The sequence below is a fragment of the Corynebacterium tuberculostearicum genome, from assembly GCF_046097465.1.
In the GTDB taxonomy this organism is placed as follows: Bacteria; Actinomycetota; Actinomycetes; order Mycobacteriales; family Mycobacteriaceae; genus Corynebacterium; species Corynebacterium tuberculostearicum_I.
The window spans coordinates 1025235-1050855 of sequence record NZ_CP175799.1; the positions used below are offsets into that span (position 1 = coordinate 1025235).

A 25621-nucleotide genomic window follows, 5' to 3' on the forward strand; every position below is an offset into this window, starting at 1 on the left:
GCGTGCGCAAGGGGTAAAACGAAAAAATGTGCGAAATTCCGGGGGTTAGTAACTGAAAACGTTGTCAGCTACTGCTTCGAGTTCCTTATCGTCATATTTGTCACCGCAGGTGGCGAGGGAACCCACGCCAGCCATGTACATGGTAAAAAGCTTGTCTAGGACGGGAGAAGCCGCTGAAATTTCAAGCTTTTCGTAGACGGGAGCGTATTTCCTATCGAACTCCTCAAGGCTAGGGACGAGTTCTTCAAATGCGCTGTCGCCATGGGTTAGCAAATACTTGGCGTCGTCCAGGATTTGCTCATTCTCGCAGGCAACAAATCCAGCCTTCTTCAGCGTCGTGGCATTGACCTCGTAGCTTGTAGGGCCGTCTTCCTCTTCGGAAGCCCCAGCGCCGAACACATCTAGGTAGAAGTCCGGGATCGTGCCGTGTTCCTTTATGTGGTAAATGAAGCCGCTTTTGGTATTGAGGTCGTGCTTTCTGCTTGTGGTGGTGGGGGTTTCGCTGCTGGTAGGGCTTTCGCTAGTGGGGGATTCCGCTTTGGTGGCTGCTTCTTCTTTGTGGTCGGTCGAGCTGCACCCGGTAAGTAGGGTGCCTACGGCGGCTAGGAGGAGGAGACGCTTGAGGGGCATAGCTATTCCTTAAGTAGGGAATCTGGTTCGAAGCTCTAGCTGGAATGGATGGACTCAGCGACTTTTTCCAGTTCTTCATCGCTGAATTCATCGCCGCAAGCCATCACGGCACCGAGTGAGGTCATCGCTGCAGCCATGATCTTGTCATTGTCTGGTGCGTCATCGGGGATGTTCAGTGCCTCAAAAACATCACTGTATTTATCATCAGAGCCGCTGACTGATGACATAACAGCTTCCCCAAATTTGTCGGTGTTTCCTCGGAAATATTCCTTTGAAATGTCGAGCAACTCGTTATTCTTGCAGGTAGCTTCGCCGGCTTTCTTCACGGAATCTGCGTTGGTTTCAAAGGTCTCGGGCTGATCGTCGCCCTCGAGCTGGTCAGCATCGTGGTTGATGTAATCATCCGGCAGGGTTTTGTACTCCTTGAGATAGTCGGCCATGCCGTCTTTGGTGTTCAGGTCGTAGCCGTCACCGTAGACGGGGTATTCGCCGTCTTGGGCGGAAGGGCTGCAGCTGGCAAGGAATAGGGTTGCGGTGAGAACGGGGAGGAGGCGCTTGAGGGACATGAAACTTCCTTCCTGGGAGGGAGAATTTCTTTTAGTGTATCCAAATTGCGCGTGCCACGTCCCTGTTACAGGAGTGACGGCGCTAGGATTAGAGGCCTATGGCACGCGAAAAGAAGAGGCAGCGAAACCGGAGCCGCACTAGGGTTCCGGTGGCGTCGCGTGCTGCGGATATCCGCAAAGCTCAGCGTGCACAACTGAAGCAGAAACAGAAGCCGGACCGGATGAGTATTGCCGGAGTAGGCGTAATCGTAGCTATCGTGCTCGTGGTTTTGTTTGCTATCGCTATTCCGCTGCGCAATTACTACCACGGCCGGTCCGAAATTGCCCGCCTCAATGAGTCAATCGCCGCCAAGCAGGATGAGAAGGCTGCTTTGCTGGAAAAGATTGATAGATATAAGTCTGATGAGTACATCAAGCAGGAGGCGCGGCGCCGATTCGGGGTCGTCGATGAGGGCGAGACCGCCTATCGCATCATTGACCCGCAGATAAAGCCGGATGACCAGCTCACTACAGATGGTCAGAAGGAAGAAGATTCCCGCGAATGGTACGAGGTTTTGTGGGACTCCGTGGCTGAGCCCCCTGAGGAGGAAGCTCCATCCGAGCAGGTAAATCATCTTCCGATTGAGCCTGCGCCGGAAGAGAATCCAGATGTGCGATAATTGTCCGCATGACCGTCACTGATGCAGATATCGCTGTAGTAACTGAGCAATTGGGCCGCACCCCGCGCGGGGTCCTGGAGGTTTCTTATCGCACGCCGGATGGGCAGCCCGCGGTAATTAAGACGGCGCCCAAGCTTGCCGACGGCACCCCATTCCCCACCCTCTACTACCTCACCGACCCACGGCTTACTGCCGAAGCCTCACGCTTGGAGGTTGCCCACGTTATGAAGTGGATGGAAGCCCGCTTGGGTGAGGACGAAGAATTGGCTGCCGACTATCAGCGCGCCCACGAATACTTCTTGGCCAAGCGCAATGACATCGAAGACCTTGGTACCGATTTCTCCGGTGGCGGCATGCCCGATCGGGTGAAGTGTCTGCATGTGCTCATCGCATACGCGCTTGCGGAGGGCCCACAGCATTTCCGGTTGGGAACTGAAGCGGTTGCCATGGCCGCTGACCATGGCAAGCTTCGAGGCTCTGCCATCCCGCAAGATTGGCCCAGCGTAGAAGATCTGGGAATTGACTTGGCCCAGTTCGATTTCTCTAACGCGGAATAGGAGGGCTGCTATGACTCGCGTTGCTGCGATTGATTGCGGTACCAATTCGATTCGCTTGCTCATCTCTGAGATTCAGGATGACGGCAAGGTCCGCGATATTACCCGCACCATGGAAATCATCCGCCTGGGAGAGGGAGTCGATGCCACTGGCGAAATCGCCCCTGCGGCCCTAGACCGCGCCCGCGTGGCCTTGGAAGGCTACGTACGCCAGATGAAGTTTGAGAAGGTCACCCGCGTGCGGATGGTCGCTACCTCCGCTACTCGCGATGCCAAGAACCAGCAGGACTTCTTCGACATGACCGCTGAGTTGCTCGGACAAATTCAGCCTGGCGCACAGGCGGAGGTCGTCTCGGGTGAGGAAGAGGCTCTGCTGTCCTTTACTGGCGCCGTGGCCGATGTGGAGCCAGACCGCGGGCCATTCTGTGTCATCGATCTGGGCGGCGGTTCGACCGAGTTCGTCGTAGGCACGGCCGATGGCGATATCTTGGGCACCCACTCTGCCCGCATGGGGTGCGTCAGGCTAACCGAGCGCATTATGCGTACCGATCCGCCTACCGAGTCGGAGATTGAGATCGCTTCCGAGTACGTCGGCGAGCGCACGGCAGAAGTGGAGAAGATAGTACCTATTTCTAAGGCCCGTACCATCGTCGGCTGCGCAGGCACCTTCACCACTCTTTCCGCATTAGCTCAGGGCCTTGAGCGCTACGACGCCGATGCCATTCACGGGTCTGAGCTCCGTTTCGATGCCCTGCGCGTACTTTTGCAGCAGCTTATTGGCCTGCCTTCCGACGTCCGCGCCCTCAACCCCGTCATTCACCCCGGCCGTGCCGACGTCATTGGCGGTGGGGCGGTAGCCGTCGAAGGCATCATGCAGCTTATCGAGCGAAATTGCGATGCGCGCAGCTTTTTCATCAGTGAAAAGGACATTCTCGACGGCATTATCGCTGGTCTGGCTGCGGAGGGTACCCCTCGTTAACTCCCGTAGGGTGGGGTGGCCTAAAATATTCCTTGCCCTTGCCCCCATAGCCCAATCGGCAGAGGCAGTCGACTTAAAATCGATTCAGTGTGGGTTCGAGTCCCACTGGGGGCACCATGTGAAGTCTCGAGACATCGTTCCTACGGTGTCTCGAGACTTTTCTCGTCAACAGGTCTCCACAGACTTTATGCGGAAGTTACCCACAAAACTTCTAGCTAAATGGAAAGAATGTGGAACTTTATGGGGTGGTGTCTCGTTGAATGGGGTGAGATAGCTAATTTGCACCTCTCTTAGAAAGGACAACCGTGCGTTCAAGCAATCCGGTAATGAGTTCTCTGACCGAAAATAGTAGCCGTCAAAACTCTGGTTATGAGGACGTATCTACTCGTCCCATGACCGTGGATGACGTAGTGACCAAGACGGGCATTACCCTCGGCGTTATCATCGTCGCCGCAGCCATCAACTTCGCCTTGGGAATGCTAGTAAGCCCGGGTATTGCCATGGCCTTGACTCTGGTCGGTGGTATCGGTGGCTTCATTACCGTGCTCGTTGCCTCTTTTGGCAAGAAGTGGGGTTCTGCTGCAGTCACCCTGATTTATGCCGTATTTGAAGGCCTATTTGTCGGTGGCTTCTCCTTGATGTTCTCCAACGTCAACTTCCAGGGCGAGGGCGGCATGGCCATCATTGGCCAAGCGATTGTCGGCACGATTGGTGTATTCATCGGCATGCTGATTGTGTACAAGACTGGCGCAGTGAAGGTGACTCCGAAGTTCACCAAGATCCTTTTCGGCCTGATTGCCGGCGTTGCTGTCATGGCTCTTGTTAACTTCTTGGGCGCGATTTTCTTTGACTTCAACCCACTGCGTGATGGTGGCCCGATTGCCATCATCTTCTCGCTTGTCTGCATCGTTCTCGGCGCCCTGTCCTTCCTGACCGACTTTGATCAGGCTGACCGCATGATCCGCGCTGGTGCTCCTGCTAAGAACGCTTGGGGCGTAGCTCTTGGCCTCGCTGTGACTCTGGTCTGGCTCTACACTGAGATCCTCCGTCTGCTGAGCTATTTCCAGCGAGACTAACTGACTCTTTTGCATTGGCCCGCACTTCGGTGCGGGCCTTTTTGTTGCCAAAAATCGCTTACAAACGTGTAATTTCTGGGGTAATTCTGGGGGATAAAGTGCGGGTTTAGCCTTCATTTGGTCTACAAAACCACTCCCAGGGGTGGTACAGCTAATGAGCAGGAAATTTCGCCCTTTAGACGTTATGGATGTGACATATGGGGCAAATAATTTTGTTAAATTGCCGTTAACCTTTGCGGTTGCATAGAAAATTCTTGGGGCCTCATGCATGCTGTGTACCGGAACGGGAAATACGAAGTGAAAAGTTCTCTGTTTCACTTTTCCTGTTCCTCTCGTCAGGAAGTGAGTGCGCGAAGGATTGTTGTGAAGCGTCAGGTCACCGTAGCAACGTTGATGGTCAGCAGCACCGTTATGCTGAGTAGCTGCGTTGCGGACATCGGTACGAGGAGCGCGTCAGAGGAACCCACCAAGGTGGACGAGGCTGGCGGCATTAGTTCGGCCGACGGTGCAGGGGGAACCAACGGGGACCCGGGGGATGATGCGGACGACAATCAGGGGGAATCGGCGCACACTAATGGCGGGGAGAATGCGGACGGCGCCGGCCAACCGGGGGAGGCCGGCGCCACGGGGTCGGGAGACACTTCCGGCGTCCTACCGCCACTGGGGGAATTCAATCCGGCAGACCCGAGCTTCGAGCTTTTTGATCCGTGTACGGAGATTCCCAAAGGAACCTTGCAAAAAATCGGGGCCGGAGAACTGGAAGGAGACACTATTCGAGAAACTGGCTTATCCCTTTGTACATTTACTCTTGAGGGAAGCGATGAGTTTTCGGGAATCATTGGATTTTCGAGTTCGAAAAGAACTCCTACGCCTAACCAATTGTTAGAACTCGAAAATTCTCAATCTGAAGTTGAAACGAGTCCCGTCGAATTCGTCGAGGATGAGCTATTTGAGGACATGTTCTGCACGGCTGGTGTTCAAACAAGACGAGGCTACGTAACTGTAAGTCATTCTGGCAGGAGCTTTGATAGTAATTTCCAAGAGAAATGTTTCGAAGCCGAGAAAATATTACTTCAACTATCTTAGTTATTAAATCGGGGGAAAGAGTGAAAGTCCGTACGGAAAGTATTTTATCTGCAGCGTTAAAAACCTCGACAATGCGACGAGAAATGGATTCATTGGCAGCCCAAACAAGATCTCCATTGAATGCCGGCTTTTCATCGGTAGTAGGAATTGACCATGTGGGTTCAGTGCACCAGAGAGTGCTTGAAACTGATCCCGGCTCGGCTAGCAACTCTATAAGAGCATTTACTGAACAACTCGAGTGGTTGGACGACAGTCTAGGACGGGAAGCCCGAGGGTTTCAGGCGCAGGAGGACGCGAATAGTCGGGGAATGGAGATCGCGGATGCGGGTGGGGAAATTGGCATTGAGTCGATGCCGATTATGAACCAGCCGGAGCCGGGGTACAGCCCATTTGGGTTTTCCATGCCGGTGGTGAATGTCGGTACGGACATTGTGAAGCTGGCTACGGACCTAATGTCGACGCAGATCTGGAATGTGTCGGAGGCAAATGCACGGTGGAGCTCGTTGGCGTCGGAAGTCGACGATATCGTTAGCGGGCTACAGGAAGCAGCCGGGTCTTTGGAAGGTGAGAACGACAGTGAGGCAACGTCGAGGGCGGCGGCAAAGATTAGGGAAGTGGCGGCGTCGGGAAGCCACTTTGTAGCAAATGCCAAGGTCATGGGGGAGAAACTGACCGGATTCCATGCCAAGCTGATGGGCATGCAGCCTACTGCAATGGCCATGGCGATGGAAGTGATGGCCATTCCAGAACCGGTTGAGCGCGAGATTGCGGAAAAGGCCGCATTGGCCGCATTGCAGCCTGACCTGCAGCGCTTCGCGGTTGAGGCAATGCCGTACCAGCACGCTTTGATGGAACAATCGCCGGCTTCGGGAGGCGGCGGTGTCGACGCGGGCCTCGCTGGCGTTGACGGTGATGGGCAGCGCTACACCACCGATGCCGTGGTATGGCCAAAGAAAATTGCGGAAGCGATAGCGCGAGGAGATTTGGGGCCGGGGAACTTCGACGTCGTCAATGGCAATGTGGACGGGCTAGAAGCAGTAGGGATGAGCCCACAAGAAATTAATGAGTTTCACCAGCAGATGCATACCAGCGGCAGGAATGCGCTGGAAAAGCTGGGCCTGGGAGACCACGTAGCCATCGGCGGAAATGAAGTATCCACCCAAGGTGAATCCATGCCGGGCGTAACTGCGCCGAATGGGGCGATGGGGCAGGTTCCTAGTGGTACAGCGCATCCGGTTGCCGCGGGAGCAAATGCTGGAGCGCTTCACGGCGGCGGTGCGATGGCGCCGGGAGCTACAGCGCAATCCGCCAATACTGGGATGGCACCGATGATGGCAGCCGGAAGGCCTGCGGATGCGGGCCGCGGTGTACTAGGCGGTCAGCCCCTGAGGAGCGGAATTGGATCCACTGCAGGAAATGTAAGTGGCGGCGCCGATATTGCGCGTTCCGGAAGAGGAGCGCAGTCGGGCCTGCACCTTGGACGCGGAGCCGGAGCGCCCTACGCCGGTGTCGGTTCGAGCATGCGCGCTGGCCATAGCAATGCAATCGGCGGCGGTGCGGGCATGCGCGCTGGTCTTGGCAGCGGTGCTGGAACCGGTGCTGGTGCGGGCATGCGGCCTGGCGTGGGTGGCGGCCTTGTTTCGGGAACAGGTGGCGGCGAAGGCGCCGCGGCAGCACGCGGTGGCAATGCAGGCCGCTCAACCGGAGGGGCACGAGCCTATGGTCCAATGATGGGGATGCGCGGAGGCAAAGACAGTGAGAGAAAGCGCGTAAAGTCCGTCACCACGCAGGTGGAACGGGACCCCAATAAGCGCGACCTCTTGGGAGAGCCGCCTGCTGTCGTACCCGGTGTCATCGGGGATTGGGTGCGGGAAGTGGACCCAGAAAAATAGCATGAAAAAAGGGCCGAGGAAATCACTCGGCCCTTCAAGCCCTTATTACTGCTGTGGCAGTTCGGTGGCGGTACCGTTCAAGTGCGGCTGTGCCGGCTCCTCTGGAACACCGGACTCGACTACAGGTGCTTCCTCTTCAACAACGGTCTCGGGTGCGGAAGAGCTGGTCTCAGCATCCTTCTGCATCGGGGCCTCACCGGTGAAGGTGGAGGCATTTTCTACCTTGGAATCAGAATCCTGCTGGTTCGGTGGGTGGCAAGCAGCGAGGGAGAGGCCAGCGGTGAAGACCAGGCCAGCGGCGGCGAAACGGGAGAACTTCTTCATGGGGATGTGCTCTTTCTCCAGAGTAGTAAGTGGTTAAAAGTTTAGGACTCGCGTGGAGCAGCGGCCTTAGCAGAATCATACGGCGCTGCGGATTCGATGGTGACTGAAATGGTCTTGCCATTCGGAGCGGTGTACTCGCGGGTCTCGCCCTCTTGTGCGCCAAGGATGGCAGCGCCCAGCGGGGACTGCTCGGAATAGGTTTCTAGGTCCTTGTTATCGGAAGCAGCGGCGCGGGTACCGATGAGGAAGGTCTCCTTATCGTCCTTGTCACCGTTGTAGTAAACGTGAACTACGGAACCGGTGTGGGCGACGCCCTCCTGAACGGCACCGCGCTCGGTGGTGGCATTCGCAAGAACCTCAGAAATCTGCTTAATGCGGGCCTCTTCCTGGTCCTGCATCTCACGTGCGGCGTCGTAACCGGCGTTTTCTTTGAGGTCGCCTTCCTCACGGCGCTCGTTGATTTCAGCCGCGACTACTGGGCGGTGGTCGATGAGCTCCTGCAGCTCGGCCTCGAGCTTCGCCTTGGTTTCCGGGGTGATGTACTGCTTTTGCTGCTCAGCCATTCTGCAACCTTCCGTAGATAGGAATTGTGGTCAAAGCCCCTGTTAATCCCTGGGGCTGTAGGTAAAAGTGGAACCGGGCATATGCCCAGTTCTAGGCGCTACAAATCCTAGCACACGCGGCTAGCGGCTTTCCGCGTAGTCAGGACTATCCATATCCAAGTATTCGGGGATGTTGCCGGAACAACCATAGGCCCCGCCGGCTACGGCACGAGCGTTGGTCGGGACGTCGACAGCGATGCGCTGGGTTTCGTTTCCGCCCGCGGGAACAGGGAATTCGCGGCGGCCTACTTCGGACTTGGAGTAGTCAAAGGCCTGGACAATGCAATAAGCATCTTCATCGGTGTGATTGCGGGTGACATCGACCCAAACGCGGGTGGAATCATCGCTCAAAACCTCCTGGGTCACGATGGACACCTGTGCGTTCACGCGTTCCTTTTCTTGGAAGTACCGGAATCCGAAGAAAATAAGCGCGATAAAAATGGCGACAAAGATGAGCACCAGCGCCTTATTAGTCCAGCTACCAGAGTTCTTTTCAGAGGAGCCGCGGGAGCCGTAGCGGGCGACTGAGCGAGATTTTCCGGCGGAAGTCATGGCTTCCACTCTAGCCGAGGACCACTGTTTTCCAATTATCTACTAGGATAATCATCTGTTCAAAGAACCTAGATTAATAAGGGGATGGATTTTCAGTGAGCGATTTTCGCCTACTAGCGATCCACGCGCACCCAGACGATGAATCATCCAAGGGTGCTGCAACCACCGCGCGCTATGCCGCAGAAGGCAATGAGGTTTTGGTGCTAACTTGTACCGGCGGCGAGCGCGGCGATGTGATTAACCCCGCCATGGATCGCCCGGGAATCAAGGAAAAGATGGGCGAGGTGCGCCGGGAAGAAATGGCTAACGCTGCGCGGGCGCTGGGCGTACAACACCGCTGGCTGGGCCACGTTGATTCCGGATTGCCCGACCCAGTTGAAGGCAAGACTATGGAGGAATTGCTTCCGGAGGGCTGTTTTGCGTTGCTGGGCGATGACACCGTCGCGCAGGAATACGTCCAGGTTATCCGCGAATTTCGTCCACACGTCATTGTTACCTATGACGAAAATGGTGGCTACCCGCACCCAGATCACCTAATGGTCCACCGGGCTTCTATGATCGCGTGGGAGAAGGCGGGCGATGCCGAGTATCACCCAGAGCTGGGTAAACCGTGGGCGCCGCTGAAGCTTTACTATTCGCACGGCTTTGTTTATCAGCGCATGAAGATGTTCCATGATCTGCTCCTGGAAGAGGGTAATACCAGTCCTTATGGGCCAATGTTGGCGCGTTGGGACACCGCTTTTGGCGATATCATGGCGCGTGTCACCACCCAGGTGGAATGCGCGGATTACTTCAGCAATCGCGAGGAGGCCTTGCGGGCGCACGCCACGCAGATCGATCCGGCGGGTGCCTTCTTGGCGACGTCGGTGGAGGTACAGCAGCGCCTTTGGCCCACCGAGGAGTTCGAGCTGGCGAAGACTCGCGTTTCTACCTCTCTGCCCGAAAATGACCTCTTCGCCGGCATCGAAGAGGAAGAGGAGGCCTAAGACATGAGCATGTATGGCTCTTTCGTGTTTGCCGCACATGACGTATTTGTACTCGCCCAAGGAACCGAGGGTGCCGAAGGTGGCCCAATGGGCCCTGAATTTGGCAAAGCTTCGCCCATCGGCCTGCTGATCCTGGCGCTTATGGGAGTTGCGGTGTTGTTTGCGGGCTGGAATTTCCATCGCCGCTACTCACGCTTTCGCCGCCGCATGATGTTTGCGGAGGATCACGGAATCGATCCATTCGATGAGGAAGCCGTGGATAAGGCGATGAAGGAAGCCGGCATTTACGATAACCGCAAGAAGTCCATTTTCTAGGCGGATAGACTAATGAGCGTGAGTTCTCTCAAGCAGCTGGCCTACCCAGCATATGAAGCCCGTCTGGCGCGCCTGATCAAGGGAAAGCCGCAGCCTAAGCACATAGCCATCATGGCCGACGGCAATCGTCGGTGGGCGCGTGAGGCTGGTTTTACCGATATCAGCCATGGTCACCGCCAAGGCGCGAAGAAAATCGGAGAGATGATCTCGTGGTGCCGCGATACCGATATCGAAGTGGTCACCATTTATCTGCTGTCCACGGAGAACCTGAAGCGCAGCGAGCAGGAAGTAGAGCTGCTCTTTGACATCATCTCGGACGTGGTTACGCACCTATCTCATAGCGACGTCGGCTGTCAGGTGCGCTTGGTTGGCCACCTCGATCTGCTCCCGGACGATATTCGCCAGCGCATGGTGACGGCGGCGGCAGAAACCAAGGACAATACCGGGGTCATCGTCAATGTGGCGGTGGGCTATGGCGGGCGCCAAGAAATCGTGGACGCAGTGCAGAACTTGGTGCGCGCGGAAGCAGAGAAGGGAACTACCGCAGCGGAGATGGCGGACCGCGTCACCGCAGAGTCTATTGGTGAGCACCTGTACACCAAGGGACTACCGGACCCGGACTTGGTTATCCGCACCTCTGGTGAACAACGCCTGTCGGGCTTTCTCCTGTGGCAGGCCGCGTACTCCGAGATCTGGTTCACGGATACTTACTGGCCAGCATTCCGCAAGGTGGACTTCCTCCGCGCCTTGCGGGATTACTCCCAACGTTCGCGCCGCTTTGGCAAATAGGCTCTAGAGCTTGCGCATCCGCACCTGTTCTACCAGGTGATGCGAGCCCTTTTTCAGCACGAGGGAGGCTCGCACACGGGTGGGCAGGATATTTTCCACCAAGTTCGGCAGGTTAATGGACTGCCAAATTTCGCGGGCCTGGTCGCGGGCCTCCTCATCGTTCATGTCTGCAAAGGCAGAGAAGTGGGCGTTGGGCTCGCGAAAAGCGGTGTGGCGCAGAGTAAGGAAGCGGTCGATATACCACTGCTCGATATCGTCGGTGCGGGCATCAACATATACCGAGAAATCAAAGAGGTCCGCCACGGTCAACGTGGGGCTCGTTTGTAGTACATTGAGCCCTTCCAGAATAAGGATGTCGGGCTGATGAACTTCTTGGTATTCCCCGTCCACAATGTCATAGGAGATATGGGAATAAAGCGGCGCCTTGACCAATGGCTTTCCTGATTTTACGTCCGTGACAAAGCGAAGGAGTGCACGCCGGTCGTAGGATTCTGGAAATCCCTTGCGCTGCATGAGGCCGCGTTTCTTGAGGGTTTCGGTGGGGAAGAGGAAGCCGTCGGTTGTCACGAGCGCGACCTTGGGGTGGGAGTCCCAGCGTTGCAGGAGTACCTGAAGGAGGCGGGCGGTGGTGGATTTTCCCACTGCCACGGAGCCGGCCACACCGATGACAAAGGGAACGTGCGTCGGAGGGTTGCCTAAGAAAGATTCGGTAGCCGTGGTGAGCTGCTGGCGTGCCATGACCTGCATATGGATGAGGCGGGAGAGGGGGAGGTAGACATCAGCTACCTCGTCCAGGTCGATGCGGTCTCCTAGGCCGCGAAGCTTTTCCACCTCGGTTTCCGTGAGCACCTGAGGCATGGATTTACGCAGTTCACGCCAGGTCTCGCGGTCAAAATCTAGGTAGGGACTCGAATCCAATGTGCGCGCCATGGTTCCATTGTTGCACTTGCATAATCTGTGGGTAAAAGTATGCCCCCCTTAGGGAGCTTGGCACGATAAGATATGCAGCATCCCATACCGCTTGATTTTGAGAAGGGGACCACACCTTTATGGCTTCTTTTACCTCTGACCTCCGCGACCTTGATCCGGACGTATTCGGCGCAATTCAGGGAGAGATTTCCCGCCAGCGCGAAACCCTGGAAATGATCGCCTCTGAGAACTTTGTGCCTCGCGCCGTGCTCCAGGCACAGGGCTCCGTGCTTACCAATAAGTACGCCGAGGGCTACCCAGGTCGCCGCTACTACGGCGGCTGCGAGCATGTCGACGTCGTGGAGGACCTAGCCCGCAACCGCGCTAAGGAACTCTTTGGTGCGGAATTCGCCAACGTGCAGCCGCACTCCGGCGCGCAGGCGAACGCCGCGGTTCTTTCCACCATCGCTGAGCCGGGCGACAAGATTTTGGGCCTGTCCCTGGCTCACGGCGGCCACCTTACCCACGGCATGAAGTTGAACTTCTCCGGCAAGCTTTATGATGTCGCCGCCTACGAGGTGGATCCAGAGACCATGCGTGTGGACATGGATAAGCTGCGCGAGCAGGCGCTGAAGGAAAAGCCGAAGGTCATTATCGGCGGCTGGTCTGCCTACCCGCGCACCATGGATTTCGCGGCCTTCCGTGAAATCGCTGATGAGGTCGGCGCTTACCTGTGGGTAGATATGGCCCACTTTGCGGGTCTTGTGGCGGCGGGCCTGCACCCGAGCCCAGTGCCTCACGCGGATATCGTGTCCACCACCGTGCATAAGACCCTGGGTGGCCCGCGCTCCGGCATGATTTTGGCCAAGCAGGATTATGCCAAGAAGATCAATTCCAACGTCTTCCCGGGCCAGCAGGGCGGACCGCTGATGCACGTGGTCGCTGCCAAGGCCATTGCTATGAAGATTGCTGCTACCGAGGAATTCAAGGAGCGCCAGGAGCGCACCTTGGAGGGTGCTCGCATCCTGGCAGAGCGCCTTACCGCTGATGATGCCAAGGCGGCTGGCGTGGACGTGCTGACCGGCGGCACCGATGTGCACTTGGTCTTGGCGGACCTGCGCAATTCCGAATTGGATGGACAGCAGGCAGAGGATCTGCTGCATGAGGTGGGCATTACCGTTAACCGCAATGCCGTACCGAATGACCCGCGTCCGCCGATGGTCACTTCCGGCCTGCGCATTGGTACTTCTGCGCTGGCAACCCGCGGCCTCGATGCCGAGGCCTTCACCGAGGTTGCAGATATTATCGGCACCGCCCTGGTCCAGGGCAAGAATGCCGATGTGGAGGCCCTGCGTGCTCGCGTGGACAAGATTGCCCAGCACTACCCGCTGTATGAGGGCCTCGAGGACTGGAAGCTGGTTTAGTCCTTCACCTCATGGCCACGGGCCTGCGCCATGGTAGCGCGGGCCTGCTGGAGCCATTCCGGCTGCTCTTGGAGGAGCTGATTGATTTCCGCTGTGGTCAGCGGCTTATCCATATCGTTCTTCTTGAGCGCGGTAACAGAGATTCCCAGCTTATGGGCAACCTCGGGGCGGGGATGGGGGCCTTCGCGGCGCAAGGTTTGCAGCCACTCGGGTGGGTTATGCTGCAGTTCGCGCAGCTCTTCGTGGCTAATGGCACTATTTTGGAACTCGTCCGGCGCGGCGGGCAGGTAGATGCCTAGCTTCTTCGCCGCGGTTTGGGCACGCATGGCGGTGCCGGATGGTTGCTTTTGTTCTTCAGTCACGCTTTTACCGTAGCACTTTCAGTAGACTGTCCTCTATGCTGCGCTTAGCTTTTGCCACCGGTACAGAACCCGGAAAGTGGTTCCGCCGATTCGAGGAAAATACTGCTCATGGTGGCTTGTACACCGTTGATGCGGACGATGCGCTTGCCCCGCTGGTAGCCGGCGAGGTGGACCTAGCTCTTGCGCGCTTGCCGGATCCGCGGGTGGATGACACCTTTCACGTGGTGCGGCTTTATAAAGAGGCCCCTGGCATTGCCGTTCCCAAAGACTCGGTCTATGCGGAGGTGGGCGAGGAGCTTGCGCTTGCCGACGTCGCCGATGAACACCTCAACTACCGCGTCGCCGATTCCGGGCTTGTCGATGTCCCCGCAGTCCGCGACGCCTTGCAGGTAGTGGCGGCCAACGTGGGTATCGCGATTGCGCCGCGGCCCCTGCTGAAGGTCCTGAGCAAAAAGCAGGTGGTGCCGTTGGGCCTTAAGGACGAGTCCGTGCCGGTTACGGAGATTGCGTTGGTGTGGCGCAAGGATGAGGATGGGGAGGCGATCCAGGACTTCGTGGGCGTCGCTAAGGGCCGTACGGCTCGTTCCTCCCGCCAAGAGAAGCCGAAGCGCAGCGCCAGGGAAAAGGCGAAGGCGAAGCAGGCGCGGAGAAACGTTAACAATTCGTTACAAAAGAAAAAGAAGGTCCCTAAGCAGCGCAAACGTAGGTAGGCCTTTACTGTTTGCTGTCTACTTCCTGTCCGGACGGGTGGCGCCAGCTGGGAGTCGTCGTTACGGTGGTCGTTGTTCGCCATAAAGGGTGATTTAACAATAATTTTAGAATTAACTTACTTTCTCGATGAAAGGATGATGCAGTAATGCAGAAGATGACCCGTCGTATCGCAGGTGGCTTTGCAGCCGCAACCCTGTCCGTTGCTCTCGTAGCGTGCTCCGATGCTGAGGATGCAGCTAACGACGCTAAGGATACCGCCGGCTCCGTAGCTGCAGACGCTACCGACGCTGCTGGCTCCGCCGTTGATGAAGCTACCTCCGAAAAGGATAAGGACGCGGAATCCTCCGAGTCTGAGGGCGCGGATGATTCCGAGTCTGCGGACTCTGAGTCTGAGGATGCTGATTCCAAGGACGGCGACACCAAGACCGTCTCCACCGCCAACGGCGACAAGGAGGTTCCGGCAGCTCTGGCGTCTGCCATCGAGGAGAAGAAGGCTGAGTGGGGCGACGTACAGAGCGTAGAGTCTTCCGATAAGGGTTCTTTGGCAACCTTCGACGGCGGCAACCTGCTGGCTATGGCCAAGGGTGGCGATGAGGCTCAGCCAATCGTCGGCAAGATCGCTGAAACCTGGAAGGAGCAGGGCGGTCTGGATGCAGAGGTAGGCCTGCCTAAGGCTGCTGAGGAGAAGGCTACTGAGGGCAAGGGCTGGACCCAGCAGTTCGACAATGGCGTTATCTCCTGGATCCAGGACGAGAGCGGTAAGTTCACCTCTTCCGTAGAGAAGTAAAAAGCTCCTTTAGAGCTTCTCCCTCTGCAGCTTCTGCTGCGGAGGGATTTTTCGTTTTCTTAATGTTCATCTTGCACCCATGTAATTTCAACCTTCGGTGCCTACTTTGGGTGGCAACCCCGGGGATTCGGGGTGATTCGGAAGAAGTCTGATCTACCGCACACTAAGGGAGAACCCTGCCACCATGTCTCGTCCCTCTGTACTTTCTACTCCGCTTGCCACTACTGATAACACCGTCGCTACCAAGACCTATGTAGTGGATACCTCGGTCTTGCTTTCTGACCCTTGGGCCCTGCGTAAATTTGCAGAACACGATGTGGTCCTTCCCGTTGTAGTTATTTCTGAACTGGAAGGAAAACGTCATCACCCGGAGCTTGGCTGGTTCGCCCGCCAAGCTCTTCGCTTTTTGGAGGAGCTGCGCGCTACCTATGAGGCCCTAGACCAGCCGGTCCCCGTTAACGTCGATGGCGGTACCCTGCGCGTGGAATTGAACCATCAAGACCAATCCTTGCTGCCTACCGCGTTCCGCGGGCCAGAAGGTGACCACCGCATCTTGGCGTGCGCGCTTAACCTTGCGCACGAGGGGAAGGACACCGTGTTGGTCACGAAGGACGTGCCGCTGCGCGTGAAGGCCGGTGCGGTAGGCGTGCAGGCAGATGAATATCACGCCCAGGACGTAGTCTTGACCGGCTACACCGGCATGGCGACGGTACAAACCAGCTCGGATGTCATCGATGCCCTTTATCGTGATGGGGAAGTCATGCTAGACGGCATCGAAACTGAAAAGGGTACCGCCGTCGAGGACCTGCCGGTGCACTGCGGCTTGACCTTGGCTGCGGGTGCGCAATCCGCGCTGGGGCGCATGAGTGCTGATGGCGTGGTCGAGCTTGTACGCGGTGATATCAATGCCTTTGGTCTTCAGGGACGCTCCGCGGAGCAGCGTATCGCTTTGGATTTGCTGATGGACCCAAACGTAGGGATTGTCTCCATCGGTGGCCGCGCCGGCACCGGCAAGTCGGCACTTGCGCTGTGCGCCGGTTTGGAGGCGGTGCTCGAGCGCGGCGAGCACCGGCGCATTGTGGTCTTCCGCCCAATGTATGCGGTTGGCGGGCAGTCCTTGGGGTACCTACCGGGCACCGAATCGGACAAGATGAACCCGTGGGCGCAGGCGGTCTATGACACTTTGGAGGGTCTTGTTTCTGAAAACGTCATGGAAGAGGTGCACGAGCGCGGCCTCATCGAGGTCTTGCCCCTGACGCATATTCGCGGTCGCTCGCTGCATGATGCTTTTGTCATCGTGGATGAGGCGCAGTCCTTGGAGCGCAATGTCTTGCTTACTGTGCTTTCTCGGTTGGGGAAGGGCTCGCGTGTAGTTCTTACTCACGATGTGGCACAGCGCGATAACCTTCGCGTAGGCCGGCACGACGGAGTGCAGGCAGTGATTGAAAAGCTCAAGGGACATGAGCTTTTTGCGCATATTACGCTGCAGCGTTCGGAGCGCTCTGCCATTGCGGAGCTCGTCACTGACCTGTTGGAAGGCGGCAACTAGGCCAAGTTCGTTCGCGTTGGGCGATCTTTATGTGTACAGCGTGGCGAAGCTGGGCATGTCCCAGTAATAATGTTGTATATGAGCGAGAACGCCAAGCAGACGTCTTCGGACGATAAGAAGAAAGATTTCCGCATCCGCCCCTTTACTGCGGCGGATTATCCCCAGATGCGAGAGATCTATGAACAGGGGCTCAATACTGGGCACGCTACCTATGAGACCCGCTCCCTGACCTTTGAAGAATTCAAAGCCGGCAAGATTATGCCTTCGGTGCATGTTGCCGTTGAAGCAGATGATGACTCTAAGGTCTTGGGGTGGGTTTCTGCGGCCCCTGTATCTACCCGCACCGTCTTCCATGGAGTAGTGGAGGACTCCATCTACCTAGGTGCCGAGGCACAGGGCCGTGGTATCGGCGGCGCACTTCTGGATCGTCTGATTGAGGTGTGCAAGGACCTGCACAAGTGGGCCATCCATTCGTGGATTTTCCCTGAAAATGCAGGTTCTGCGGGACTGCACAAGTCCCGCGGCTTCGTGAAGGTGGGCACCTACTCGCATATGGCGAAGATGACCTACGGCGAGCTTGCGGGCCAGTGGCGCGACACCGACGTATATGAGCTGCTTTTGCCCAAGCCGGAGGAAAAGAAGCGGTAGCTTCCCCGGCGCATACTAGCCCCTGCTCGTACCACACTCGTGGTAACGATGGCAGGGGCTTTTTGTTTAGGCCTTAGAACCAGAGGAGCGGCAATAAAAATGCCCCGCCTAGGGCGGGGCATATCGGCCCACCGTGCGCGCGGGCTTGCGCCACACTTCGATGGGACCGGCCTGGATTTCCAACGCCGCGTGAAGGCCGCCGGGGGCATAGCCGAGGGCGGATTCAATGGGGGCGTCGGCAAGCGGGAATGCATCGCGCAGGGCATGCAGCTCCCGGCTAGTGGCCTGTATTTCTGCAGGTGAAGGTGATATTAGTCAATCGTTTCCTTCAGTCGCTCCTCGCGCAGTGGCAGGAGGAGGATGAGGGCGACGATAACCAGCGGAACCATGAGGGCGATGACCGGGGTCAGTCCGTCATTGTAGGAGTTGAGGATTGCTTCCTCGATGGGCTTGGGGAAGGACGCAACCAAATCCGGGGTGAGGCTATTGGCACCGCCATTGGCGTCGCCGAACTTCTCCGCGTAGGCGGCGCCCTCCGGTCCCATCTTCTGGAAAGCCTCTGGCAAGCGGGTGGCCATCTCATCCTTCATATTGTGGATGAACATGGAGCCAACCAGGGAAGCACCCAGTGCGGAGCCGATCTGGCGGAAGAAGTTATTCGCCGCGGTAGCCGTACCCACCTGGGACAGCGGGAAGGAGTTCTGGACGATGAGCACGAGGACCTGGATAACCATGCCCAGGCCGATGCCGAAGACGAGGAACTCGCAGCCCAGCTGCTTCAGGGAAGTCTCTACGGAGAGGTGGGACATCCAGAACAGGGCGCCGGCGGTAATCGCCAGGCCGATGATGGGGTAGACCTTGTAGTGGCCGGTGCGGGCGATGATAAAGCCCACGCCAGTGGAGGTGCCGATAAGGCCAACCATCATCGGGATCATCATGAGACCCGCCTTGGTTGGGGTCAGGGTGTGCACCATCTGCAGGTAGGTAGGCATGTAGCCCAGAACACCGAACATTGCCAGGCCAAGTACCACGCCGGAGAGGGTAGTCAGGGCCATGTTGCGGTTCTTGAATAGGCGAACCGGGATGAGCGGTTCTTTAGCGCGCAGCTCCACAAAGACGGTGATGATGGCGCCGATAATGGTGATGGCACCCAAGGTGAGGATCATGGAAGAGCCCCACTCGTACTCGGTGCCGCCCCAGGTGGTCATGAGGATAAGGGAGGCGGTGGTGATGGCGATGAAGGTGGCACCTAGCCAGTCAAAGCGCTTCATATCGGCATCACCTACGCGCAGGTGCAGCACGAGGATGCACACGATAATGGCGAGGATACCCAGCGGGATATTCATCCACATGCCCCAGCGCCAGCCTGGGCCGTCGGTGAACCAGCCGCCGAGGACGGGGCCGAGAACCGAGGACAGGCCGAAGACGCCGCCCATGATGCCCATGAACTTGCCGCGCTCACGGGAGGAGGTGACCTCGGCGATGATGGACTGGGAGGAAATCATCATAAAACCTGCGCCAAAGCCCTGCACAGCGCGGGCGATGATCAGCAGTGTCATGGAGTTTGCAAAGCCGCCGAGGGTAGAGCCCACGACGAAGGTGGCGATACCACCGATATAGAGCCACTTGCGGCCTAGCATGTCACCCAGCTTGCCGGAAATAGGCATGGCGATGGTCATGGTGACAAGGAAGGCGGAGATGACCCAGCTCATGTGGTCGACGCCGCCAAGCTCACCAACGATGGTGGGAAGAGCAGTAGAGAAGATCATTTGGCCCAAAGAGCTCATCAGCATGGTGAGCATCAAAGCCGAGAAGATAAGCCCGAGGTTATCGGCTCGGGACTGGCCCTGCGTGGGGGCCTTAGTAGCCGTATCTACCATCGCATTCCTTTCATAAAATCTGTTATTAGCGTGAGGGAGGTATCGAGTCGCGCGTGGAGGTCCTTGCTGCAATCCGCATCGGGGGATGCCATCGCGAGCCACAGTGCCTCGCGGACGAGGCCGGCGATGAGCATCGCCTCGGTACTTGCGGAGCAGTTATCGAGGACGCGAAGCTCCGGTTCTGTGGTGAGGCGTTCTTCAATGAGATCGATAAGCTCAATGGACTTTGCCCGCTTCCGGCTTATTGCCGCCGCGGCCGCATCCGGATCATTAGAGATGCGCTTGCGGCGGTCCCGGATGGTCGGGTTGATGTGGTGGCCTTCCATGTGTTGCCTGACCAACTGGAGGACGAGTCCCACCATGCTGGTCGTTGGTTCCGTGAGGAAGAATTCCCGCATCTCCTCCGTAAACTCGGTGCTTGGAGCACCTAGTACGGCGGATTCCTTGGAGTCGAAATAATTGAAGAAGGTGCGCCGAGAAATACCGGCTACTTCGCAGATCCTCTCAATCGTGACCGCGCTAAAGGATTGTTCATCCACCAGCTTCGTGGCGGCATCCTCAATGCGCAGGCGCGTCTCGAGGCGCTTCTGCTCGCGTAGTGATAATTCTTCTTGCACGCCATGCAACTTTACACTCGGTGCAAACTTGCACCAAGTGCAAAAGTGGTGATTTTAGAGGTGCGTTTTCCCTAATGTGTGCTATGCCATAGCGCTTGCCGACGCCCCCTGGCGGATTCTAGTGGTCGTGGAAACACTTCCTATGTTTCGGTTGAGTTTATCAGTGCTGCCATTTTCTCGGCTGGTGTTTGAAAGCCCAGGGTTTTGCGGGGGCGGCGGTTGAGTTGCATGGCGACGAATTCTAGGTCCGCTGCACTGTGGAGGCTTAGGTCTGTTCCTTTGGGGAAGTACTGCCTAAGTAGTCCGTTGGTGTTTTCATTGGTGCCCCGCTGCCACGGCGAGCCAGGATCGCAGAAGAACACGGGACAGTTTGTCGCTACAGAAAAGGCCTTATGGCAGGCCATTTCACTTCCCTGGTCCCAGGTAAGTGAGCCTTTGAGATGATCTGGCAAGCCAGCGATCGCTTTAGTAAGTGCTGCATTTACTTCGGTAGCATTATGCCCATTAGGTAGATGCAGCAAGATGACATAGCGCGTGGTTCGTTCTACGAGAGTCCCAATTGCAGACTTATTGCCCGCGCCTAAAATGAGGTCGCCTTCCCAATGACCTGGTACGGCTCGGTCGTCTACTTCTGCTGGCCGGTCGGAAATCATCACTATAGGGTCAACAAACCGCTTGCGGGCGCTGCGCGTGCCACGAGGTCGACGTTGGGCGTGACCGCGACGCAGTGCAGCAGCGATTTCTTTTTTCAACTCGCCTTTAGCCTGGAAATACAGAGATTGATAAATCGTTTCAGGACACACGTACATAGTCTCATCACCGGGGTAGCAACTGCGCAACCGCCCAGAAATCTGCTCTGGCGAGTACCTGTCTTTCACCATTTCCCAAACCACCTCACGCAAGCGTGGATTGGTATCAATCTTGCGCTTTTTCGGTCTAAACCTACGCAACACCGATTTACGGTGCGCATACGTGGGAAGATATACCCCAAACTCATCCCGGTTGCGTTTAAGTTCCTTGCTGATAGTTCCAGCAGAGCGCTGAAGACGCCGAGCTATCTCACGTACGCCTTTGCCTTGCCGGTCAAGATCAAAGATGAGCTCGCGCTCTTCTATCGATAGATAGCGCGAAGAAATACGCCTATCGATACGCTGTTGTGAAATAACCTGGACTGGAACTGCTTGGCGACCATCAACGTACTCGAGTACCTGCATAAGCCTGTTATACAGCGCCACATCCGGGCCATCCGGGACAAAAGGCACACGCCCGGTGGAAAGCTTAATGACGCCTTTGTCTATATCAGCAGCATTACGCGGATGAATGCCACAGGCTAAAGCGGCATCTTTGCGTCCTAAAGCATTTACACGCAGTTGCAGATAACTACACCGGCGAGTTGTTGCCGCAGCTTTGCGGCCGTACGGATTGCGTTTCCACAAACCAAGCTCAATACCGATTCGATATACCGGAGTAGAGCCTATAGAAAGCTGGCGCGCAATATCCATTGGTGCCACACCTTCAAGCCACAGGCGAGCTATTGCCTGACTGTCAGCCGAGCTAATACGCCTGCGGCGCTTGCGCGGCAAGTCCAACTCACCAGCAAGCCGATAAGCCACCGACCGCGGTAAACCAACCACACCAGCAGCCGCCCGTATTGAACTACCAGCCCGAACCAACGACGCAAACCGCGCCACGACAACAGAATCCGGAACCCATTTCGACTCCACACAATCACCCAACCCATGTCAGGTGTTTCCACGACCGCTAGAAATCAAGCCTTACCCCAGACATGCGAAACCCCGCCCGAGTCCTGCCCGGGCGGGGTGGCGGTGCGGCGAATACTTAGAAGTTATCGCGGTCGCGGTTAGTCATGCTCAGCACGTTGAGGCGCTTATCCAGCTCCTCCTCGGTGAGGTTTTCGCCGTCGACAAAGCCCAGGTCAATAACGGCCTGGCGGACGGTGATCTTCTCGTGCAGGGCGTGCTTAGCCGCCTTAGCTGCGTTCTCGTAGCCAATGGCAGAGTTGAGCGGGGTCACGATGGAGGTGGAGGACTCCGCAAAGTGCTTCATGCGCTCTTCGTTGGCCTCGATGTGATCGATGCACTTATCGGCGAAGACGCGGGAAGCATTAGCCAGCAGGCGAGCGGACTCGAGTACGTTGCGCGCCATCATCGGGATGAAGACGTTGAGCTCGAAGTGGCCCTGGGCGCCGCCGAAGGCTACGGCTGCGTCATTGCCTACCACCTGGCCGGCCACCATGGTGACGGCCTCCGGAATAACCGGATTGACCTTGCCCGGCATGATGGAGGAACCCGGCTGCAGGTCCTTCAGGTGAATCTCGGCCAGGCCAGTCAGCGGGCCGGAGCCCATCATGCGCAGGTCATTGGCAATCTTATTGAGGGATACAGCAATCGAGCGCATGGCGCCGGAGAATTCCACCAAGCCATCGCGGGCAGCCTGGGCCTCGAAGTGGTTTTCTGCTTCCTTCAGTTCCTGCACGCCGGTGAGCTTCTTCAGCTCCTCGGTGACCTTGGCGCCAAAGTCTGCGGAGGTATTCAGGCCGGTACCGGTGGCGGTGCCGCCGATGGCCAGCTCGCCCAAGCGTGGCAGGGTGGCCTCAATGCGCTCGATGCCCAGCTCGATCTGGCGGGCATATCCGCCGAATTCCTGGCCCAGGGTAACCGGGGTGGCATCCATCAGGTGGGTGCGGCCGGCCTTGACCACGTCGGCGAATTCCTTGGCCTTCTTGGTCAAGGACTCGTGGAGGACCTTCAGGCCCGGGATGAGGTCATTAACGGCAGCTTCCGTAGCAGCCACGTGCGTAGCGGTGGGGAAGGTGTCATTAGAGGACTGGCCCATATTCACGTGGTCATTCGGGTGAATTTCCACGCCATTGTTATGTGCCAAGGAGGCAATAACCTCATTGGTATTCATATTGGACGAGGTACCGGAGCCGGTCTGGAATACGTCGATAGGGAAGGCGTCATTATGCTTGCCCTCGGCGATTTCGGTGGCGGCAGCAATGATGGCATCGGCCTTGTCCGCGTCCAGCTTGCCGGAATCCTTATTTACCTGAGCGCAGGCTGCCTTGAGCAGGCCAAGGGCGCGAATCTGCGCATTTTCCAGGCCGCGGCCAGAGATAGGGAAGTTGTCCACTGCGCGCTGGGTCTGTGCACGCCACAGGGCATCTGCAGGAACCTTAACTTCGCCCATGGTGTCATGTTCAATGCGGTATTCAGTCATGTGAAGATCACCTCAGTTAATTGGGAGTGTGTGCTTTCCAGTATGGCGGAGAACCAAAAGAAGGGCCGCCTTCGGGGGTGGACCCTACTTCTTGGTTGGCGTGTCGTAGTCCACGACGGAATACTCCTGCAGCTTGGACAGCTTGTGGATGGAGTCGATGTAGCGGATGGTGCCGGACTTGGAGCGCATAACCAGCGAGCGGGTAGTAGCACCGGAATTGCGGTAGGAAACGCCGCGCAGCATGTCACCATTGGTCACGCCGGTGGCAGCGAAGTAGCAGTTTTCAGAGGAGACCAGATCATTGGTCTTGAGGACGCGGTCCAAATCATGGCCGGCGGCGCGGGCCTTTTCTGCTTCCTCTTCATCCTTCGGCCACAATTTGCCCTGGATTTCGCCGCCCATGCAGCGCATAGCGCAGGCAGTGATGATGCCCTCCGGGGTGCCGCCGATGCCCATCATCATGTCGATGGAGTTCGAATCCTGGCAGGTGGCGATGGCGCCGGCTACGTCACCATCCATGATGAGGCGCACCTTGGCGCCTGCGGCGCGAATTTCAGAGATGAGCTGTTCGTGGCGGGGACGGTCAAGGACCACCACGGTCAGATCGGTAGGGCGAATATTCTTCGCCTTAGCCACGGACTGGATATTCCATTCCACGGATTCGTTGATGTCAATGGCACCTACGGCCTCTGGGCCGACAGCAATCTTTTCCATGTAGAAGACTGCGGAAGGGTCATACATGGTTCCGCGCTCGGCGGCTGCGATGACGGAGATGGCGTTGGGGCGGCCTTCCGCCATCAAACGGGTACCGTCGACTGGGTCCACGGCGATATCCATGGCGGCACCCTCGCCGGTGCCGACCTCTTCGCCGTTAAAGAGCATGGGGGCCTCATCCTTTTCGCCCTCACCAATGACAACGACGCCGTTCATCGCTACAGAATTGATGAGCTTGCGCATGGCGTCGACCGCCGCGCCATCGCCCTCATTCTTCTGGCCGCGGCCTACCCAACGGCCGGAAGCGAGTGCTGCTGCCTCGGTGACACGAACCAGTTCCATTGCCAGGTTGCGGTCAGGAAGATAAGACGTATTTTCGGACATGTGTAGTGGTTGCCTTCCATAGTTTTCTCATCGAGGGGTGTTCCCCTTGATGCTCTACCTTTCCATTCTCGCACTTTTTTGCTCTAATGGGTTCGATTTTGCGCCCCATTTGTGGGGGATTGACAAATCTTTCGGGGCAAAAGGGGCCGTGTGGCTTTTTGAAAGCAGGCCGTGCGATACTAAGGCGCGTGGCTGCAGAAGAAAGACCAAAGATTTTTGAAGGCGCGAAGGATATTTCCCTGTCCCTCGCCGTCGTGGTGATTATGATGCTGCTCGCCGTGGGAGCGACCGGCCTGTGTTCAATTAACTCCGAAACCCAGCAGGGAGCGGTGCAGGAAGTGGATGAACAAACCTTCCTAAACACCCAAGCCCGCGCAGGGGTCGGTGCAATTCGCAATCCCGAAATGCCAGAGGGGTGGGAGGCCAATGCTGCCCGCCGCGTAGATATGGGCGGCGAGAACGCCACCGTGGTCAGTTGGGTGACCGCTGACCAAGGGTTTGTGGAATCTACGCAAACGCAGGTCGCGGCCGATAAGGCAGGCGAGGCGTACGATGCCAACTACCGCGGCATCGAATCCGCCCGCGAGGTCAAGGGGCACCAAGTGCGGGTGCTAGAAAGCGACGATGATTCCGTGCGCCGCCTCTGGGTTACGGATTTGGGCGATGCCCGCCTCATCATCTCCGGCGCCGCGGACGACAGTGACTTTGAGGCTGCTACCGCTGCGTTTATCGACGCCGCACCTATAGCCGAAAAATAACCTCGCCCAAGCCTTCTTCCGCGGCGGTGGCGCTAAGACCGTCGCCGGCCTGGGCAATAACTTCAGCTAGGGCCTGCGAATCTAGGCCGCTGAGGCGTGTTTTTCCTGCAAAGACATCGATGCGCTCGCGCTGCGAGCGCTGCGGATAAATGGCAATCTCGCGTACTTTGTCGTCCGTAAACCGCAGCACCACGGATTGGGAGAAGTAGCTGACCTCATTATCGTCGCGGGTGTGTGCAGGACCGAAGAATTCTTCTACGAAATCTCGGGAATCTCCCGCCATGATGGAACCGGCGGCTGCGGATTTCGACACAAAATCCACGCGCTCGCCTGGATAACCATAGATCTGCACTACTCATCTCCTTCAGCGTCTGCGTCCTCGGCCTTATCGAGCGCGTCTTCCACACGCTTCGCCGCGCCGTCGAGGTGCGCCTCGCACGCACGGGCAAGGGCCTCGCCGCGCTCCCAGTACTTCAGCGACTCATCCAAGCCCATTTGTCCGAGCTCGAGAATCTTAACGGTTTCAATGAGCTCATCGCGGGCTTGCTCATAGCTCAATTCTTCTACTGGGGTAAAAGCATCCTGGCCTGGCTGGCCGGTACCAATGGTGTCATCGGACATGATTTTC

At 57.3% G+C, this 25621-nt stretch carries 29 protein-coding genes and 1 tRNA gene; 16 read left to right on the forward strand and 14 right to left on the reverse strand.

Annotated elements, in window-relative coordinates; translation table 11 throughout:
- Positions 1 to 45 precede the first annotated feature (45 nt).
- Both ACKFRX_RS04930 and ACKFRX_RS04935 read right to left on the reverse strand, forming a co-directional pair.
- The gene (locus tag ACKFRX_RS04930; RefSeq protein WP_408919022.1) at positions 46 to 630 is read right to left on the reverse strand and encodes a hypothetical protein; all 585 of its coding nucleotides are present in this window, start codon (positions 628 to 630) and stop codon (positions 46 to 48) included.
- Between the two features lie 35 nt (positions 631 to 665).
- Complete coding sequence (locus ACKFRX_RS04935; protein ID WP_005323635.1) at positions 666 to 1196, reverse strand: hypothetical protein; 531 nt, start codon at positions 1194 to 1196, stop codon at positions 666 to 668.
- Between the two features lie 221 nt (positions 1197 to 1417).
- Here ACKFRX_RS04935 and ACKFRX_RS04940 point away from each other — a divergent pair, with 221 nt between their 5' ends.
- The 7 genes from ACKFRX_RS04940 to ACKFRX_RS04970 all read left to right on the forward strand — a co-directional run bounded on the left by ACKFRX_RS04940 (position 1418) and on the right by ACKFRX_RS04970 (position 7442).
- Complete coding sequence (locus ACKFRX_RS04940) at positions 1418 to 1855, forward strand: septum formation initiator family protein (protein ID WP_234447489.1); 438 nt, start codon at positions 1418 to 1420, stop codon at positions 1853 to 1855.
- An 8-nt stretch (positions 1856 to 1863) separates the two neighbouring features.
- Positions 1864 to 2412, forward strand: coding sequence for a DUF501 domain-containing protein (locus tag ACKFRX_RS04945; RefSeq protein WP_198492793.1), 549 nt, complete (start codon positions 1864 to 1866; stop codon positions 2410 to 2412).
- 10 nt (positions 2413 to 2422) lie between these two features.
- Positions 2423 to 3388 (forward strand): exopolyphosphatase, encoded by a 966-nt coding sequence (locus ACKFRX_RS04950; RefSeq protein ID WP_408928208.1) that lies wholly within the window; start codon positions 2423 to 2425, stop codon positions 3386 to 3388.
- A 40-nt stretch (positions 3389 to 3428) separates the two neighbouring features.
- Positions 3429 to 3505: transfer RNA gene (locus ACKFRX_RS04955), tRNA-Leu, on the forward strand.
- A gap of 209 nt (positions 3506 to 3714) precedes the next feature.
- The gene (locus tag ACKFRX_RS04960; protein WP_005327420.1) at positions 3715 to 4464 is read left to right on the forward strand and encodes a Bax inhibitor-1/YccA family protein; all 750 of its coding nucleotides are present in this window, start codon (positions 3715 to 3717) and stop codon (positions 4462 to 4464) included.
- A gap of 363 nt (positions 4465 to 4827) precedes the next feature.
- Positions 4828 to 5550, forward strand: a complete 723-nt coding sequence (locus ACKFRX_RS04965; protein WP_408926585.1) for a DUF3558 family protein — start codon at positions 4828 to 4830, stop codon at positions 5548 to 5550.
- A gap of 308 nt (positions 5551 to 5858) precedes the next feature.
- Complete coding sequence (locus ACKFRX_RS04970; protein WP_408928209.1) at positions 5859 to 7442, forward strand: hypothetical protein; 1584 nt, start codon at positions 5859 to 5861, stop codon at positions 7440 to 7442.
- 45 nt (positions 7443 to 7487) lie between these two features.
- Here ACKFRX_RS04970 and ACKFRX_RS04975 read toward each other — a convergent pair whose 3' ends face one another.
- The 3 genes from ACKFRX_RS04975 to ACKFRX_RS04985 all read right to left on the reverse strand — a co-directional run bounded on the left by ACKFRX_RS04975 (position 7488) and on the right by ACKFRX_RS04985 (position 8920).
- Positions 7488 to 7766, reverse strand: a complete 279-nt coding sequence (locus ACKFRX_RS04975) for a hypothetical protein (protein WP_005323615.1) — start codon at positions 7764 to 7766, stop codon at positions 7488 to 7490.
- 41 nt (positions 7767 to 7807) lie between these two features.
- Positions 7808 to 8329, reverse strand: coding sequence for a transcription elongation factor GreA (gene greA / locus ACKFRX_RS04980; protein WP_005323614.1), 522 nt, complete (start codon positions 8327 to 8329; stop codon positions 7808 to 7810).
- Between the two features lie 120 nt (positions 8330 to 8449).
- Complete coding sequence (locus ACKFRX_RS04985; protein WP_040425062.1) at positions 8450 to 8920, reverse strand: DUF4307 domain-containing protein; 471 nt, start codon at positions 8918 to 8920, stop codon at positions 8450 to 8452.
- Positions 8921 to 9015: 95 nt separating this feature from the next.
- Between ACKFRX_RS04985 and mca the strand changes: the two genes are divergently transcribed.
- Genes mca through ACKFRX_RS05000 form a run of 3 tightly spaced genes read left to right on the forward strand, consistent with a single transcriptional unit; the run spans position 9016 to position 11010 of the window.
- On the forward strand, positions 9016 to 9906 hold the full coding sequence (gene mca / locus ACKFRX_RS04990) for a mycothiol conjugate amidase Mca (protein WP_250410230.1): 891 nt from the start codon (positions 9016 to 9018) through the stop codon (positions 9904 to 9906).
- Between the two features lie 3 nt (positions 9907 to 9909).
- Positions 9910 to 10221, forward strand: coding sequence for a hypothetical protein (locus ACKFRX_RS04995; RefSeq protein ID WP_179386285.1), 312 nt, complete (start codon positions 9910 to 9912; stop codon positions 10219 to 10221).
- Between the two features lie 12 nt (positions 10222 to 10233).
- Positions 10234 to 11010 (forward strand): isoprenyl transferase, encoded by a 777-nt coding sequence (locus ACKFRX_RS05000; protein WP_150850761.1) that lies wholly within the window; start codon positions 10234 to 10236, stop codon positions 11008 to 11010.
- A 3-nt stretch (positions 11011 to 11013) separates the two neighbouring features.
- Here the strand turns inward: ACKFRX_RS05000 and coaA are convergent, their stop codons facing one another.
- Positions 11014 to 11940, reverse strand: coding sequence for a type I pantothenate kinase (coaA, locus tag ACKFRX_RS05005; RefSeq protein WP_250413500.1), 927 nt, complete (start codon positions 11938 to 11940; stop codon positions 11014 to 11016).
- A 119-nt stretch (positions 11941 to 12059) separates the two neighbouring features.
- Here coaA and glyA point away from each other — a divergent pair, with 119 nt between their 5' ends.
- On the forward strand, positions 12060 to 13343 hold the full coding sequence (glyA, locus tag ACKFRX_RS05010; RefSeq protein WP_005323605.1) for a serine hydroxymethyltransferase: 1284 nt from the start codon (positions 12060 to 12062) through the stop codon (positions 13341 to 13343).
- On the opposite strand, the gene ACKFRX_RS05015 is transcribed toward glyA, so the two are convergent.
- The gene (locus tag ACKFRX_RS05015) at positions 13340 to 13669 is read right to left on the reverse strand and encodes a DUF5997 family protein (RefSeq protein ID WP_023021891.1); all 330 of its coding nucleotides are present in this window, start codon (positions 13667 to 13669) and stop codon (positions 13340 to 13342) included. The genes glyA and ACKFRX_RS05015 overlap by 4 nt on opposite strands.
- 71 nt (positions 13670 to 13740) lie before the next feature.
- Between ACKFRX_RS05015 and ACKFRX_RS05020 the strand changes: the two genes are divergently transcribed.
- The 4 genes from ACKFRX_RS05020 to ACKFRX_RS05035 all read left to right on the forward strand — a co-directional run bounded on the left by ACKFRX_RS05020 (position 13741) and on the right by ACKFRX_RS05035 (position 17400).
- On the forward strand, positions 13741 to 14415 hold the full coding sequence (locus tag ACKFRX_RS05020; RefSeq protein ID WP_005323600.1) for a LysR family transcriptional regulator substrate-binding protein: 675 nt from the start codon (positions 13741 to 13743) through the stop codon (positions 14413 to 14415).
- A gap of 146 nt (positions 14416 to 14561) precedes the next feature.
- Positions 14562 to 15203 (forward strand): hypothetical protein, encoded by a 642-nt coding sequence (locus tag ACKFRX_RS05025; protein ID WP_408928210.1) that lies wholly within the window; start codon positions 14562 to 14564, stop codon positions 15201 to 15203.
- A 184-nt stretch (positions 15204 to 15387) separates the two neighbouring features.
- The gene (locus ACKFRX_RS05030; protein ID WP_179386289.1) at positions 15388 to 16752 is read left to right on the forward strand and encodes a PhoH family protein; all 1365 of its coding nucleotides are present in this window, start codon (positions 15388 to 15390) and stop codon (positions 16750 to 16752) included.
- Between the two features lie 78 nt (positions 16753 to 16830).
- Positions 16831 to 17400, forward strand: coding sequence for a GNAT family N-acetyltransferase (locus ACKFRX_RS05035; protein ID WP_040425061.1), 570 nt, complete (start codon positions 16831 to 16833; stop codon positions 17398 to 17400).
- 311 nt (positions 17401 to 17711) lie between these two features.
- On the opposite strand, the gene ACKFRX_RS05040 is transcribed toward ACKFRX_RS05035, so the two are convergent.
- The 5 genes from ACKFRX_RS05040 to glpX all read right to left on the reverse strand — a co-directional run bounded on the left by ACKFRX_RS05040 (position 17712) and on the right by glpX (position 24235).
- The gene (locus ACKFRX_RS05040) at positions 17712 to 19280 is read right to left on the reverse strand and encodes an MDR family MFS transporter (RefSeq protein ID WP_408928211.1); all 1569 of its coding nucleotides are present in this window, start codon (positions 19278 to 19280) and stop codon (positions 17712 to 17714) included.
- Positions 19274 to 19897: a TetR/AcrR family transcriptional regulator gene (locus tag ACKFRX_RS05045; protein WP_005327437.1), complete on the reverse strand. Its 624-nt coding sequence runs from the start codon at positions 19895 to 19897 to the stop codon at positions 19274 to 19276. The genes ACKFRX_RS05040 and ACKFRX_RS05045 overlap by 7 nt, the downstream gene beginning before the upstream one ends.
- A 140-nt stretch (positions 19898 to 20037) precedes the next feature.
- Positions 20038 to 21111 (reverse strand): IS30 family transposase, encoded by a 1074-nt coding sequence (locus tag ACKFRX_RS05050; RefSeq protein ID WP_234447260.1) that lies wholly within the window; start codon positions 21109 to 21111, stop codon positions 20038 to 20040.
- Positions 21112 to 21736: 625 nt separating this feature from the next.
- Positions 21737 to 23137: a class II fumarate hydratase gene (locus ACKFRX_RS05055; RefSeq protein ID WP_179386293.1), complete on the reverse strand. Its 1401-nt coding sequence runs from the start codon at positions 23135 to 23137 to the stop codon at positions 21737 to 21739.
- A gap of 84 nt (positions 23138 to 23221) precedes the next feature.
- Positions 23222 to 24235 (reverse strand): class II fructose-bisphosphatase, encoded by a 1014-nt coding sequence (gene glpX / locus ACKFRX_RS05060; protein WP_239280113.1) that lies wholly within the window; start codon positions 24233 to 24235, stop codon positions 23222 to 23224.
- A 188-nt stretch (positions 24236 to 24423) separates the two neighbouring features.
- On the opposite strand from glpX, the gene ACKFRX_RS05065 reads away from it, so the two are divergent.
- The gene (locus tag ACKFRX_RS05065) at positions 24424 to 24993 is read left to right on the forward strand and encodes a DUF4245 domain-containing protein (RefSeq protein ID WP_005327440.1); all 570 of its coding nucleotides are present in this window, start codon (positions 24424 to 24426) and stop codon (positions 24991 to 24993) included.
- On the opposite strand, the gene ACKFRX_RS05070 is transcribed toward ACKFRX_RS05065, so the two are convergent.
- Positions 24977 to 25345, reverse strand: coding sequence for a hypothetical protein (locus ACKFRX_RS05070; protein ID WP_250409687.1), 369 nt, complete (start codon positions 25343 to 25345; stop codon positions 24977 to 24979). The genes ACKFRX_RS05065 and ACKFRX_RS05070 overlap by 17 nt on opposite strands.
- On the reverse strand, positions 25345 to 25614 hold the full coding sequence (locus ACKFRX_RS05075) for an exodeoxyribonuclease VII small subunit (protein WP_005327444.1): 270 nt from the start codon (positions 25612 to 25614) through the stop codon (positions 25345 to 25347). The genes ACKFRX_RS05070 and ACKFRX_RS05075 overlap by 1 nt, the downstream gene beginning before the upstream one ends.
- Between the last annotated feature and the right edge of the window lie 7 nt (positions 25615 to 25621).

Bases quoted from the DNA above. Each gene is read 5' to 3' on its own strand.
- ACKFRX_RS04950 (WP_408928208.1), top strand. From the start codon at position 2,423: ATGACTCGCGTTGCTGCGATTGATTGCGGTACCAATTCGATTCGCTTG.
- greA (WP_005323614.1), bottom strand. From the start codon at position 8,329: ATGGCTGAGCAGCAAAAGCAGTACATCACCCCGGAAACCAAGGCGAAG.
- ACKFRX_RS04995 (WP_179386285.1), top strand. From the start codon at position 9,910: ATGAGCATGTATGGCTCTTTCGTGTTTGCCGCACATGACGTATTTGTA.
- glyA (WP_005323605.1), top strand. From the start codon at position 12,060: ATGGCTTCTTTTACCTCTGACCTCCGCGACCTTGATCCGGACGTATTC.
- ACKFRX_RS05025 (WP_408928210.1), top strand. From the start codon at position 14,562: ATGCAGAAGATGACCCGTCGTATCGCAGGTGGCTTTGCAGCCGCAACC.
- coaA (WP_250413500.1), bottom strand. From the start codon at position 11,940: ATGGCGCGCACATTGGATTCGAGTCCCTACCTAGATTTTGACCGCGAG.
- ACKFRX_RS04930 (WP_408919022.1), bottom strand. From the start codon at position 630: ATGCCCCTCAAGCGTCTCCTCCTCCTAGCCGCCGTAGGCACCCTACTT.
- ACKFRX_RS05050 (WP_234447260.1), bottom strand. From the start codon at position 21,111: ATGCAGGTACTCGAGTACGTTGATGGTCGCCAAGCAGTTCCAGTCCAG.
- ACKFRX_RS05040 (WP_408928211.1), bottom strand. From the start codon at position 19,280: ATGGTAGATACGGCTACTAAGGCCCCCACGCAGGGCCAGTCCCGAGCC.
- ACKFRX_RS04970 (WP_408928209.1), top strand. From the start codon at position 5,859: ATGGAGATCGCGGATGCGGGTGGGGAAATTGGCATTGAGTCGATGCCG.
- glpX (WP_239280113.1), bottom strand. From the start codon at position 24,235: ATGTCCGAAAATACGTCTTATCTTCCTGACCGCAACCTGGCAATGGAA.
- ACKFRX_RS05075 (WP_005327444.1), bottom strand. From the start codon at position 25,614: ATGTCCGATGACACCATTGGTACCGGCCAGCCAGGCCAGGATGCTTTT.
- ACKFRX_RS04940 (WP_234447489.1), top strand. From the start codon at position 1,418: ATGAGTATTGCCGGAGTAGGCGTAATCGTAGCTATCGTGCTCGTGGTT.
- ACKFRX_RS05020 (WP_005323600.1), top strand. From the start codon at position 13,741: ATGCTGCGCTTAGCTTTTGCCACCGGTACAGAACCCGGAAAGTGGTTC.
- ACKFRX_RS05035 (WP_040425061.1), top strand. From the start codon at position 16,831: ATGAGCGAGAACGCCAAGCAGACGTCTTCGGACGATAAGAAGAAAGAT.
- ACKFRX_RS05030 (WP_179386289.1), top strand. From the start codon at position 15,388: ATGTCTCGTCCCTCTGTACTTTCTACTCCGCTTGCCACTACTGATAAC.
- ACKFRX_RS04960 (WP_005327420.1), top strand. From the start codon at position 3,715: ATGAGTTCTCTGACCGAAAATAGTAGCCGTCAAAACTCTGGTTATGAG.
- ACKFRX_RS05000 (WP_150850761.1), top strand. From the start codon at position 10,234: ATGAGCGTGAGTTCTCTCAAGCAGCTGGCCTACCCAGCATATGAAGCC.
- ACKFRX_RS04985 (WP_040425062.1), bottom strand. From the start codon at position 8,920: ATGACTTCCGCCGGAAAATCTCGCTCAGTCGCCCGCTACGGCTCCCGC.
- ACKFRX_RS05055 (WP_179386293.1), bottom strand. From the start codon at position 23,137: ATGACTGAATACCGCATTGAACATGACACCATGGGCGAAGTTAAGGTT.
- ACKFRX_RS04935 (WP_005323635.1), bottom strand. From the start codon at position 1,196: ATGTCCCTCAAGCGCCTCCTCCCCGTTCTCACCGCAACCCTATTCCTT.
- ACKFRX_RS05015 (WP_023021891.1), bottom strand. From the start codon at position 13,669: ATGCGTGCCCAAACCGCGGCGAAGAAGCTAGGCATCTACCTGCCCGCC.
- ACKFRX_RS04945 (WP_198492793.1), top strand. From the start codon at position 1,864: ATGACCGTCACTGATGCAGATATCGCTGTAGTAACTGAGCAATTGGGC.
- ACKFRX_RS04975 (WP_005323615.1), bottom strand. From the start codon at position 7,766: ATGAAGAAGTTCTCCCGTTTCGCCGCCGCTGGCCTGGTCTTCACCGCT.